General features: G+C 68.7%; 12 protein-coding genes. 8 read left to right on the forward strand and 4 right to left on the reverse strand.

The features are described from left to right. The first annotated feature begins 56 nt into the window (after positions 1-56). Positions 57-941 (forward strand): LysR substrate-binding domain-containing protein, encoded by an 885-nt coding sequence (locus tag ACAM52_RS16140; RefSeq protein WP_095744730.1) that lies wholly within the window; start codon positions 57-59, stop codon positions 939-941. Positions 942-955: 14 nt separating this feature from the next. On the opposite strand, the gene xerD is transcribed toward ACAM52_RS16140, so the two are convergent. Together xerD and ACAM52_RS16150 are read right to left on the reverse strand one after the other, a co-directional pair. Beyond that, positions 956-1,870 carry a site-specific tyrosine recombinase XerD gene (xerD, locus tag ACAM52_RS16145; RefSeq protein WP_070059540.1) on the reverse strand — a complete coding sequence of 305 codons (915 nt, stop codon included), beginning with the start codon at positions 1,868-1,870 and terminating at the stop codon, positions 956-958. A gap of 67 nt (positions 1,871-1,937) precedes the next feature. Continuing rightward, the gene (locus ACAM52_RS16150; protein ID WP_070059541.1) at positions 1,938-2,912 is read right to left on the reverse strand and encodes a tripartite tricarboxylate transporter substrate binding protein BugE; all 975 of its coding nucleotides are present in this window, start codon (positions 2,910-2,912) and stop codon (positions 1,938-1,940) included. A 116-nt stretch (positions 2,913-3,028) separates the two neighbouring features. Between ACAM52_RS16150 and ACAM52_RS16155 the strand changes: the two genes are divergently transcribed. Beyond that, positions 3,029-3,946 carry an AEC family transporter gene (locus ACAM52_RS16155; protein WP_070059542.1) on the forward strand — a complete coding sequence of 306 codons (918 nt, stop codon included), beginning with the start codon at positions 3,029-3,031 and terminating at the stop codon, positions 3,944-3,946. A 663-nt stretch (positions 3,947-4,609) separates the two neighbouring features. Here the strand turns inward: ACAM52_RS16155 and ACAM52_RS16160 are convergent. Both ACAM52_RS16160 and ACAM52_RS16165 read right to left on the reverse strand, forming a co-directional pair. Further along, positions 4,610-5,359: a sulfite exporter TauE/SafE family protein gene (locus ACAM52_RS16160; protein WP_369647627.1), complete on the reverse strand. Its 750-nt coding sequence runs from the start codon at positions 5,357-5,359 to the stop codon at positions 4,610-4,612. A gap of 40 nt (positions 5,360-5,399) precedes the next feature. Further along, a complete protein-coding gene (locus ACAM52_RS16165) occupies positions 5,400-6,650 on the reverse strand; it encodes an MFS transporter (RefSeq protein ID WP_369647628.1) in 1,251 nt (416 codons plus the stop codon). A gap of 89 nt (positions 6,651-6,739) precedes the next feature. Here ACAM52_RS16165 and ACAM52_RS16170 point away from each other — a divergent pair, with 89 nt between their 5' ends. From ACAM52_RS16170 to ACAM52_RS16195, 6 genes are all read left to right on the forward strand, one after another. After that, the gene (locus ACAM52_RS16170) at positions 6,740-7,633 is read left to right on the forward strand and encodes a helix-turn-helix domain-containing protein (protein WP_235926665.1); all 894 of its coding nucleotides are present in this window, start codon (positions 6,740-6,742) and stop codon (positions 7,631-7,633) included. Positions 7,634-7,692: 59 nt separating this feature from the next. Further along, positions 7,693-8,379 carry a phosphatase PAP2 family protein gene (locus ACAM52_RS16175; protein ID WP_062473052.1) on the forward strand — a complete coding sequence of 229 codons (687 nt, stop codon included), beginning with the start codon at positions 7,693-7,695 and terminating at the stop codon, positions 8,377-8,379. 165 nt (positions 8,380-8,544) lie between these two features. After that, entirely contained in the window at positions 8,545-8,787 is a 243-nt protein-coding gene (locus ACAM52_RS16180; protein ID WP_062472943.1) for an acyl carrier protein, read from the forward strand. Further along, positions 8,784-10,001: a beta-ketoacyl synthase gene (locus ACAM52_RS16185; RefSeq protein WP_369647629.1), complete on the forward strand. Its 1,218-nt coding sequence runs from the start codon at positions 8,784-8,786 to the stop codon at positions 9,999-10,001. The genes ACAM52_RS16180 and ACAM52_RS16185 overlap by 4 nt, the downstream gene beginning before the upstream one ends. A gap of 121 nt (positions 10,002-10,122) precedes the next feature. Next, positions 10,123-10,578, forward strand: coding sequence for a DUF2501 domain-containing protein (locus ACAM52_RS16190; protein ID WP_369647630.1), 456 nt, complete (start codon positions 10,123-10,125; stop codon positions 10,576-10,578). Between the two features lie 61 nt (positions 10,579-10,639). Further along, positions 10,640-12,370 carry a SulP family inorganic anion transporter gene (locus ACAM52_RS16195; protein WP_095950799.1) on the forward strand — a complete coding sequence of 577 codons (1,731 nt, stop codon included), beginning with the start codon at positions 10,640-10,642 and terminating at the stop codon, positions 12,368-12,370. The last annotated feature ends 25 nt before the right edge of the window (positions 12,371-12,395 follow it).

Here is a 12,395-nt window from a genome sequence, read left to right on the forward strand (position 1 = left end):
TTCAAATTTTTTCGATGATCTATATACTGAACCTATAGATCAGAAAGGCTCCCGCGATGCGCCTCACCCAGCTGCGTTCCTTCTATGCCGTGGCCCGCGAAGGCAGCTTCACGCGGGCCGCCGAGCACCTGCATGTGAGCCAGCCCACCATCACCACGCAGGTGCGTTTTCTCGAAGAGGCCTACCAGGTCGAGCTCTTTCACCGGCGCGGCCGGCGCGTGCAGCTCACCGAGATCGGCGAGCAGCTCATGCAGCTCGCGCAGCAGATCTTCAGCCTCGAAGGCGATGCGGTGGCACTGCTCGGCGACGCCGGCAAGCTGCGCACCGGCCACCTGCGCGTGGCGGCCGTGGGCCCGTACCACGTGACCAAGATGCTGGTCGACTTCAGCCTGCGCTACCCCGACGTGAAGGTCACGGTGAGCACCGGCAATTCACAGGACGTGCTCGACCGCCTGCTCGACTACAGCGCGGACGTCGGCGTGCTCGCGCAGCTGGTGCGCGACGACCGCTTTTTGTCGGTGCCCTTCAGCCAGCACCCGGTCGTGATGTTCGTGCCCTCCACGCACCGCTTCGCGAAGCGGCGCAACATCCGTCTCGCGGAGCTGCAGGGCGAACGGCTCATCCTGCGCGAACAAGGATCGACCACGCGCAAGGCGCTCGAACTGGCGCTCGCGAAAGCCAAGGTCGAGGTCGACGTGGTGATGGAGATCAGCAGCCGCGAAGTGATCCGCGAAGCCGTGGCGCAAGGCCTGGGCATCGCGGCCGTGTCGGGCGTGGAGTTCGTGCCGGGGCCCAACCTGCACATGGTCGGCTTCAGCGACACCGAAATATTTACCTACGCCCACGTGCTGTGCCTGGCCGAGCGGCGCGAGATGCGCATGGTGAGCGCCTTCTACGACACGCTGGTGCCGGCCATCGAGGCGCGCAAGCGCAAGGGCTGAGAACCAAGGCTGCCTCAGCCGCGCGGATGGTGCGCCGCGTGCAGCTGCTTCAGGCGCTCGCGCGCCACGTGCGTGTAGATGGTGGTGGTCGAGATGTCGGCATGGCCCAGCAGCAGCTGCACCGCGCGCAGGTCGACGCCATGGTTCAGCAGGTGCGTGGCGAACGCATGGCGCAGCGTGTGCGGCGACAGCGGCACATGGATGCCTGCCGCGGCCGCCTGCTTCTTCACGATGACCCAGAACATCACGCGCGTCATGCCCGCGCCGCGCGCAGTCACGAACAGATCGGGCGTCTGCTGGCCGTCGAGGATCACGGGGCGCGATTCGTCGAGGTAGCGTTCGATCCAGCGCCGCGCCTCGCCTCCGAAGGGCACGAGGCGTTCCTTGTTGCCCTTGCCGAGCACGCGCAGCACGCCGTCGTTGAGGCTCATGTCGATGGCCTTCAGCGCCACCAGCTCGCTCACGCGCAGGCCGCTCGCGTACATCAGCTCCAGCATGGCGCGGTCGCGCAGGCCGAGCGGGCTCTCGACATCGGGCGCGGCCAGCAGGTCGTCGACCTGCTTCTCGGACAGCGTCTTGATCGCGCGCGGCATCTGGCGCGCCGGCATGAGGCGGATGCTCGGGTCGGCCGTGATGCGCCGCTCGCGCAGCGCCCAGCGGTAGTAGCGCTTGAACACCGTGAGCCGGCGGTTCGCCGACGTCGCCTTGCCCTTGGTGGAAAGGCGCACGCCCATGTAGGCCTGCAGGTCGGTCTCGCGTGCGGCATCGAGCCCCATGCCGCCGCGCTGCTCGCGCAGCCACTGCGCGAACAGCGCGAGGTCGCGGCGGTAGGCGGCCAGCGTGTTCTTCGACAGCCCGTCCTCGAGCCAGAGGGCGTCGATGAAGGTGTCGATGTCGGCGGTGGGGGGAGCGGCGGCGGCCTCGGTCATGCGGTGCAAGATAACAAAAGAAAAAGCCGCCCGGAACGCGGGCGGCTTTTGTGGGAAGCGAAGCCGATCAGTCGAGCTTGAGGTTCTGCTTCTTCACGACCTGCTTGTACACGTCGAACTCGGCCTTGATCTGCGCGGCGAACTGGTCGGGCGTGTTGGCCACGATCAGCGAGCCCGTGTCTTCGATGCGCTTCTTCACAGCCGGATCTTCCACCGCCTTCTTCACGCCCGCGTTGATCTTGTCGACCACTTCCTTCGGCAGGCCCTTGGGGCCGAGGATGCCGTAGTAGGCCATGCGGTTGACCGGCTCCAGGCCGACTTCCTTGAAGGTCGGCACGTTCGGCAGGCCGGCCACGCGCGTCGGCGCCGACACCACGATCGGCACCAGGCGGCCGCTCTGGATGAAGGGCATCGCCGAGGGCAGGTTGTCGAAGATGATCGGCACCTGGCCGGCCACCACGTCGTTCAGCGCCGGGCCCGCGCCGCGGTACGGGATGTGCGTGACGAAGGTGGTGGTCAGGCTCTTGTACAGCTCCATCAGCAGGTGGCCGATGCCGCCCGTGCCCGACGAGGCGTACGAATACTTGCCCGGGTTCTTCTTCAGCTCGGCCACGAACTCGGCGTAGTTCTTCGCCGGGAAGCTCGGGTTCACGGCGATCACGTTCGGCGTGGCCGCGATGTTGATGATCGGCGTGAAGTCGGTGATCGGGTCGTACGGCGTCTTCGGGTTGATGGCCGGGTTGGCGGCGGTGCTCGACACCGTGGCCACGCCCAGCTTGTAGCCGTCGGCCGGCGCACGCGCGGTCTCGGCCGCGCCCACGATGCCGCCGCCACCGGCGCGGTTGATCACCACCACGGGCTGGCCCAGCACCTTGCCCAGCGGGTCGGCGATCACGCGCGCCACGATGTCCGTCGTGCCGCCGGGTGCGAACGGCACGCTCAGTTCGACCGGCTTGGTGGGATAGCCCTGCGCGAAACTCTGGCCTGCCACTGTGACCAGCGCGGCAGCGCCCACGAACGCGCTCCATTGACGACGTTGCATCGATAACTCCTTGACTTGACGGGACCGGCCGGGGCGGCCGGAAAAAAGCGAAGCCCGGATGCTAGCGGGTCGGGGCTTTCCGTCATGCTGTGGAATACCCACGGTTGTGCCGGTTTATGCTCGAAGCGGTGAACTACGCGCAGCTGCTCTTCCCCGATTTCTCCCTCATCGCCATCGGCTGGCTCCTGTGCCGCTACACCGCGCTCGACCGCCGCGTGTGGGACCAGGTCGAGAGCCTGGTGTATTACTTTCTATTTCCCGTCCTGCTGTTCCATTCGATCGTGCGCAGCCCGCTCGACTTCGGTGCGACCTCGAGCCTGCTGACCGCGGGTGTGGGCGTCGGGCTGGCCGGCATCGCGATGGCCTACGCCCTGCCCTTCGTGCCGGGCCTGCGCTCGCACATCGACCGGCACGACCACGCCGCCAGCGCGCAGATCGCGTTCCGCTTCAACTCCTTCATCTGCCTGGCGCTGGCCGAGCGGCTGGCCGGGCCCGAAGGCCTGCTGCTGATCGCGGTGCTGATCGGCGTGTGCGTGCCGATGTTCAACATCGCCGCTGTTTGGCCGATGACGCGGCATGCGCAGACGGGCTTCGTGCGGCAGCTGGTGCGCAACCCGCTGATCGTGGCGACGCTGGCGGGGCTGCTGGCCAATGTGCTGGGGCTCACGGTGCCTGGCTGGTTGACGCCGACGCTCACGCGGATCGGGGCTGCGTCGCTGGCGTTGGGGTTGCTTGCGGCAGGGGCGGGGATGCAGTTCGCGACGTTGGGGCGGGGGAAGGTGTTGGCGGTGTCTGTGCTGGCGATACGGCATTTCTTCTTGCCGCTCGTGGCTTGGGGGTTGTCGCTTGCACTGAAGCTGGACGCTACGCAGGCTTCGGTGTTGATGGCTTTTTCTGCTGTGCCGACCGCTTCGAGTGCTTATGTGTTGGCGGCTCGGATGGGATACAACGGGCCTTATGTGGCTGGGCTGGTCACGCTGTCTACGATCTTGGGGGTGGTTAGCTTGCCGTTTGCGTTGGCTCTGCCTCGGTAGTTTCAGCATCGCTGTGGGTTTGCTTCCCGGGGCCGGGTCTCGGCCCGGCGGCCGACCTACTTTTCTTTGCTTCGCCAAAGAAACGTAGGCAAAAGAAAGGCGACCCTACTGTCTGCGTCCCTCCGCTTCGCTACGGGCAACCTGCGGTGCTCACGTTTCGCGGGGTCTCGCCCAAACTCGCTTCGCTCAAACAAGGGCGAGCCCTGATCCGCGAAACGCTCCGCTCCTCGGCGCATACAGAAGGGATTGGGGAACCCCTCGGGCCATCGCTTCGCTCGGCCTGTGGGCCGCAGCAGGCGCTGCGCGCCTGCTGCGGCTGGGATCGGTAGTGGTGCGTGCGCAGCGCGTAGTCGCAAACGCGAGCACGCGATTCGGCCGTTGGCAACTGCCGGGCCGAGCGAAGCGACGGCCCGCGGTCCCCTCCCCTCTGGCTGCGCCGAGGAGCGCAGCGTTTCGCGGATCAGGGCTCGCAGCTGTTTGAGCGAAGCGAGTTCTGCGAGACCCCGCGAAACGCGAGCACCGCAGGTTGCCCGTAGCGAAGCGAAGGGACGCAGACAGTGGGGTCGCCTTTTCTTTGCTTACTTTCTTTTGGCGAAGCAAAGAAAAGTAGGTCGGCCGCCGGGCGGAACTCCCGGCCCCGGAAAGCAAACTCACGCGCCAAGTTCAACGAGCCAGCAAGGCAGGCAAAGCCGAAGCCAACATAGCAACCCCAGACAACGTCAACAAGCTCAGCACGGTCTTGCGAAACGCCGCTTCACTGATCCCGATGTAAAGCCGCGCCCCCAGCAACACCGGCACAGCAACAGCCGCCGCGACCAACACCAGCAACGGCAAAACCGACCGCCCGATGCTCCCGCTCGCCACATGCACCGCAAAGGCCACAGCCAGCATCGAGAGATTGAAGTTCTGGATCACAGCGCGCTGCGTGTCACGCTGAAAGCCGCGCAGCGTGCACCACAACGTAGGCACGACACCCGAGAAGCCCCCGATGCCCGCCATCACACCGCCGATGGCACCCGCCACGCCGTCCGCTGCGCGACCGCCAAAAGTGATCTTCGGCAAGTGCTGCGACATCAGCATCGCCGGGCACCACAGCACCAGCAGCGTACCCAGGCACACCTTGAACAGCACGATGTCCAGGTGCGGCAGCAGCCAGACACCGAAGGGCACGCCGACCAGTCCGCCGAGCACGAAGGGCCAGAGGATGCGCTTGTCGAAAGACCGCCGCACCGTGAGCGCCGCAATCACCTGCCCCGTGAGGGCGCCGAACAGCGCGAGCACGGCGGCCAGTTGCGGCTCCAGCGTCCAGGCCCACACAGACATCGCGACCATGCCAAAGGCAAAGCCCGACAGGCCCTGCACGAACCCCGCCAGCACAGCGCCGACGATCACATAGACATACAAGGCTTGCATGCGGCCGATGATAGGGGGCCGCCCCCCGCGCCCAAGTGGCCTACGCCGACGCAGGCACCAGCGCCGTACGCCGCACGCGCCGCACATTGAAGGCGCTGGCGATCAGCACGCCCTGCACCAGCGCCAGCCCGACGATCACGCTCGTGTACTGGCCGTGGTCCATCAGCCGGCCGAACACCAGCGGCGCCACGGCCTGCCCGATGTCCAGGCCCGCATACACCACGCCGTAGACGCGCCCCGTCGCATTGGGCGGCGTCGACTTCTTCACCAGCAGGTCGCGCGACGGCCCGGCGATGCCCGAGACGAAACCCATCGCACCGAACAGCACCGGCACCATCACCGGCGGAAACTGCGCAAAGGCCAGCACCAACGCCAGCGCCGCCGCCACGCCGAAACCCGCGCCCACGATGCGCTCGCAGCGCGAGGGGTCGGAGGCCAGGAAGCCGCCCACCACCATGCCGGCCGCGCTCGCCACCATGTAGACCGTGAGGCACACCGCCACCAGCGCCACCGGCACCGCATGCAGATGGCCCGCGGCCACCGGCGCGAAGGTCTGCACCACGCTGATCACGGCGGCGTAGAAAAAGAAGAAGCCGAAGCACATCCACACGGCCGGGATGCGCAGGAAGTCGAACTCGCCGCCCACCGGTGCGGGCTCGCCGTGCCCCGTGGCCTTGTGCACGGCCGCAGCATCGAGCGCCAGCACGCTGCGGTAGATCCACAGGATCAGCAGCACCACGATCGCCACCACGCCGGCCGAGGCCAGCGCCACGCGCCACGAGAAGGCAATGGCGATCGGCACCACGAAGGCCGGCGCCAACGCCCAGCCCAGGCTGCCGGTGATGCCGTGCACGCTGTAGGCATGGCCCAGCCGCGTGGGCGCGACCTTGCGGTTGAACAGCGTGTAGTCGACCGGGTGGAACACGCCGTTGCCGATGCCGCCGACCACGGCGCAGGCCAGCAGCATCCAGTAGCTCTGCGCCATGGCATAGCCGAAGGCCGCGAGCCCCAGCGCGCCCAGCCCGACGAACAGCACCGGGCGCGGACCCAGCTTGTCGACGATGAAGCCCGAGGCCGCCTGCACGATGCACGAGACCACGAAGAACACCGTGAGCACCGCGCCCAGCTCGGTGTAGCTCACGTTGAACGCGTCCTTCAGCCAGGGAAACAGCGGCGCCAGGATCAGCTGGCTGAAATGGCTCACCGCATGCGCCAGGCCGACCAGCCCGATCAGTTGGGCGTCGGTGCGCAAAGTGGTGGCGGGAACGGCTGTCGAGGAAGTGGATGACATGGATTGCTACAAAAAACCGGTGCGGGCACCGATGCTATGCGGCACCGACGCGGCAGAATGGCGATACAGCGACAACATTTGTCGAAACCATGCCAAGCGCCGTTCCCCCTCACGCTCCGCCCGCTCCCGAGCCAGCCACTCCCGCCAAGGCGCGCGGCACGCCCACCGCGCCGACCAACAGCGTGGGCCCGCTCACGCCGCACCTGTACGCCCCCGACGCGGTGCGCCCGCTGCGCGCCAAGGAACACTTCCTGAGCGCCGACACGCTGGTCGAGCTGCACGAGCACCCGTGGCCGCAGCTCACGTTCTCGACGCGCGGCGTGATCCGCCTGAGCACACAGGATGGCAGCTACATCGTGCCGCCGTCGCGCGCGCTGTGGGTGCCGGCCAACATGCCGCACAGCATCACGCTGATCGAAGACGCCGAACTGCGCACCGTCTACCTGCACGCCTGGATCGCACCCACCTGGGAGAAGTGCGAGGTGCTCGAGATCAGCCCGCTGCTGCGCGCCCTGATGCTCGCGCTCGACACCACGCCCGACGGCCTGCCGCCGGCCGACCCGCACGCGCCGCAGCGCGAACGCATGATCGCGCCGCTCTTGGTCGACGAGGTCGAGCGCGCCACGCAGATCCGCATCGACGTGCCGCTGCCCTCCGACAAGCGCCTGCGCCAACTGTGCGAGACGCTGCTGCGCAACCCGGCCGACCGCGCCACGCTGGCCGAGCGCGCCGCCGCCATCGGCGCCAGCGAGCGCACGGTGGCGCGGCTGTTCCGCGACCAGCTCGGCATGAGCTGGCAGCAATGGCGCCAGCAGGCCGTGATGGCGCACGCGCTGCCGCTGCTGGCGCGCGGCATGGCCGTGAGCCAGGTGGCGTCGGCCAGCGGCTACGCCACCGACAGCGCCTTCTGCGCCATGTTCAAGGCGGCCACGGGGCGCTCGCCCACCTCGTTCCAGCACCGCAAGCGGCCGGCCACCCTTTGATGCCGCAGGGCATGGACCGGGCACGCCATGGTGCTCTGGCAAGATCGGCGACCGACACCATGCACTCACCGATCCCCCTGCACATCGCGGCCGAGGCCAGGCCTGCAACGTGGACCGCCGACATCTGGCTGCGCATCCGCCGCCATTTCCTGCTGAAGGCGGTCGGCACCACGGCCTTCACCTGGCTGTTCTTCATCGGCTACTTCCACCTGCTGCGCAACCCGGCCTTTCCGGTCACGGTGATGCCGCTGACGGCGCTGGACCACCTGATTCCGTTCCAGCCCTACACGCTCGGCGCCTACCTGTCGCTGTGGGTGTACGTGGGCTTCGCGCCGGGGCTGCAGCTCACCTTTCGCGAACTGGTGGTCTACGGGCTGTGGATCGGCGCGCTGTGCCTGAGCGGCCTGGGCCTCTTCTACTTCTGGCCGACGCAGATCCCGCCGCTGGACATCGACGTCTCGGGCTACCCCGGCTTCGCGATGCTGCAGGGTGTGGACGCGGCGGGCAACGCCTGTCCGTCGATGCACGTGGCGGTCGCCATCTTCACCGCCGTGCGCCTGGCCGACGTGCTCCGTGCGGCGCGCACGCCGTGGCTGTTGCAGGCGATCAACTGGGCCTGGTTTGCCGCCATTGCCTATTCCACGCTGGCGGTCAAGCAGCATGTGGTGCTCGACGCGGTGGCCGGCGCGCTGCTCGGGCTGGCCTTCGCGCTGCCCTCGTTGCGCTGGCGCCCCGGCCCCCGTTGATCCGGGGCCGCCCCGAGGATTTCCCTAAGGTCGAAGCGGATATCATCAATCACCATTGATCATCAACACAGGCCGAACGAGGAAGGGATCGACCCCGTGGCCCGCCACCCGCAAGGGACAGGCAGCCCATCGATCAACGGCGGCACAAGACGACAGGCATCGCAGATGAGTTCGCTGAAGGAATTGCAGGACCTGATCCACGAGAAGTACGGCATCGAACCGTCCAAGCTCGACCCCCACGCCTCGATGCGTGAAACCGGCGGACTCGATTCGCTGGCCCTGGCCGAATTCCTGTTCGCCATCGAAGACCATTTCGGCATCACCATGCCCGACGACGACGCGAGCATCGACACCCTGGCCGAGCTCGCGCAGCTGGTCGACAAGGTCCGGGCCGCCAAGACAGCGTGAGCACGCACGAAGTCGCCGTCACCGGGCTGGGCGTCATGGCGCCGCATGGCGACGCGCCCGACGCGCTGTTCGATGCGCTGCTGCAGGGCCGCTCGGCCATCGCACCGGTCTTTCCCGAACTCCCCAAACCCGCTGCCGCCGCCACGGTCGCCTTCGACGAGACGCGCTGGTTCACCAAGCTGCAGCTCGCGGGCGTCGACCGCGTGAGCCAGCTGGCCGTGGCCGCCGCCGACCTCGCCCTGCGCGATGCGGGGCTGACCCTGAGCGATGCCGGCATCGATGCCGAGCGCGTCGGTGTCTACGCCGGTTGCGGCATGGGCGGCGCCGCCGCGCTCGAGGCCGCCTACCGCGGCAACGGACGGGTCTCGCCGCTCACCATTCCCGCCTTCATGCCCAACGCGCCGGCCGCCCACGTGGCGATGCGCAACGGCGTGCTGGGCCCGGTGCTCACGTACTCGGTCGCCTGCGCCTCGTCGTCGGTGGCCATCGCCGAGGCCGCCAAGGCGGTGCAGCGCGGCGAGGTCGACATCGCCATCGCGGGCGGCAGCGAAGCGCTGATCGTCCCGGGCGTGGTGCTGGCCTGGCAGGCCATGCAGACGCTGGCCGGCTTCCAGCCCGGCGAAGCGGCCGGCGCGGTGCGCCCCTTTGCCACCGACCGCAGCGGCTTCGCACTGGGCGAAGGCTCGGCCTTCCTCATCCTCGAATCGGCCGAGCGCGCCCGCGCACGCGGCGCCCGCCGCTACGCCACGCTGGCCGGCTGGGGCCTGAGCAGCGACGCCACCCACCTCACCAAGCCCGACGCACCGGGCCAGGCCCGCGCCCTGCGCGCCGCGCTGCGCCAGGCCGGCCTGCAGCCGCGCGACGTGGGCTACTGCAACGCCCACGGCACGGCCACGCGCATCGGCGACGTGGTCGAGCGCAACGCGCTGGCCGAGGCCTGGGGCGCCGACTTCGACGCCCTGCGCGTCAGTTCGACCAAGGCGCTGCACGGCCACATGCTGGGCGCGGCCGGGGCCATCGAGGCGCTCATCACGGTGCTCGCGCTGCACCGGCGCGAGCTGCCGCCCAACGCGAACTGCCGCGAGGTCGACCCCGACTGCCGGATGAACCTCGTCGCCCCCGGCGACAGCGCCGCCCCCGCGCTCGAGGCCGCCATCAGCAACTCCTTCGCCTTCGGCGGCACGAACTCCGTGCTGCTGTTCCGCCGGGGCTGACTGCGTGCACTTGCGGGCCATGCGCACCCCGTGGCGCTGTGCCCCGCGCGATAGAGACATTCCGGGCTCTCCGGTATGCTGGTGGGCGCTTCTCCCCCCATGTCCGTCCAAGGAGGCCACCATGCACGTTCGCTCCACATTCGTCGCCCTCGCCCTGCTCGCCGCAGGCGCCTCGGTGCAGGCCAACAACCTGCTCGACCAGCTGAAAGAACAGGCCGGTGCAGCGGTCAACTCGCAAGGCAGCAGCAACAGCGGCGCAGGCGGCTCCGCGCTCAGCAACCTCAGCCTCGGCGGCTTCAAGATGCCCGCCATCGGCTCCAGCACCGTCGGCAGCGCGGCCGGCGTGCTCGAGTACTGCGTCAAGAACAACTACCTCGGCGGCGATGCCGCCTCCGTCAAGGACAAGCTGCTGGCCAAGATCACCGGCCAGAAGAAACAGGAAAACGACTTCGCGAGCGGCGCCAAGGGCCTGCTCAAGGGCGGCGACGGCAAGTCGCTCAACCTCAAGGGGCTGTCGTCGAAGGTCAAGGAAAAGGCCTGCGACTACGTCCTGAAAAACGCGACCTCACTGATCTAGGCTCTTTCTCTCTCTCCCGCTCTCCGCGCGCGGCGTGCCCGCCGTGCGCGCGCCCCGCTTCATGAATCCGGCTTCCCCCTCCTCTTCCCCCGCACCGTCCCTTCGCCAGCGCCTCGCACGCTGGGTTCCCTGCCTCGGCTGGCCCCGACCGTCCGCCGCGCTGCTGCGCAACGAGGCCATGGCCGGCATCACCGTCGCGCTGATGGTGCTGCCGCAGGGCGTGGCCTATGCGGCGCTGGCCGGCATGCCGCTGGTCACAGGCGTGTACGCGGCGCTGTTCCCGGCGCTCATCGCCGTGATGTTCAGCTCGTCGCAACGGCTGTCGGTGGGGCCGACCGCGCTCACCAGCCTGCTGGTGGGCGCGTCGCTCGCGCCGCTGGCGGTGGCGGGCAGCGACGAATGGGTGGCGATGGCGGTGTGGCTCACGCTGATGTCGGGCGCGATCCAGATCGTGCTCGGCGCCGGTCGCTTCGGCTGGCTGCTGCGGCTGGTCAATTCGCCGGTGCTGATCGGCTTCACGCAGGGCGCGGCGGTGCTGATCGCGATCTCGCAACTGCCCGCGCTGCTGGGCTTCACCGGCCGCACCATTCCGCAGGTGCTGCAGGGCGGACCGCTGCCCGACCTCACGGCCATCGCCTTCGGCCTGGGCAGCATCGCCGTGCTGTGGCTGGGCAAGCGCTGGGTGCCGCGCTTCCCGACCACGATGGCGCTGGTGGCCGGCGCGGCCGCCATCAGCTGGAGCATCAACTACGCGCTGCGCGGCGGCGCCGTGGTGGGCGCCCTGCCCTCGGGCCTGCCTTCGTTCTACTGGCCCGGGCTGCTGCCGGCGCACACCTTCAGCGCGCTGGTGCTGCCCGCGCTGATGATCACGCTGGTGAGCTTTCTGGAGACCGCGTCGAGCGCCAAGGTCGACAACGGCCGCGCCGGCACGCTGTGGAACGAAAACCAGGACCTGATCGGCCAGGGCCTGGCCAAGCTGGCCTCGGGCTTCACGGGGTCGTTCCCCACCAGCTCGTCGTTCTCGCGCTCGGCCATCACGCTCTACGCGGGCGCGCAGACCGGCTGGGCGACGCTGTTCAGCGTGGCGGTGGTGGCCGGTGCGCTGCTGTGGCTCATGCCGCTGCTGTACCACGTGCCGCAGGCGGTGCTGGCGGCGGTGGTGGTCACGGCCATCCTCGGGCTGGTGAAGCCGTCGAGCTTCACGGCGCTGTGGCGCGTTTCGCGGCTCGAAGCCGGCATCGCCTTCGGCACCTTCGTGCTCACCATCGCCACCGCGCCGAGCATCTACTGGGGCGTGCTGGGCGGCCTGCTCGCCAGCCTGGCGCACTACATGTACCGCCACCTGCACCCGCGCATCATCGAAGTGGGCCTGCACCCCGACGGCAGCCTGCGCGACCGCCACCTCTGGAAGCTGCCGCCGCTCGCGCCGCAGCTGTATGCGGTGCGCATGGACGCCGAACTCGACTTCGCCTCTGCCTCCACGCTGGAGCGCGCGCTCACGGTCGCACTGGCCGAGCGCCCCGACCTGACCGACGTGTGCCTGTTCGCGCAACCCATCAACCGCATCGACATCACCGGTGCCGAGGTGTTCGGCTCGATCCGCCGGATGATGGAATCCAAGGGCGTGCGCCTGCACCTGAGCGGCATGAAGCTGCCGGCGATGCAGGTGCTCGAGCGCGCCGGCCTGCTCGCACCGGGGCCGATGCTCTTCAGCTACCGCACCGACGCCGAGGCGCTGGCCGCGCTGATGCCGCGCATCGACATGCCCGAAGAAGCCGAAGCCGCGGCCTGACCGCGCGCCTCTTCCCCAGCACGGG

It is taken from the genome of Variovorax sp. V118 (assembly GCF_041154445.1).
In the GTDB taxonomy this organism is placed as follows: Bacteria; Pseudomonadota; Gammaproteobacteria; order Burkholderiales; family Burkholderiaceae_C; genus Variovorax; species Variovorax boronicumulans.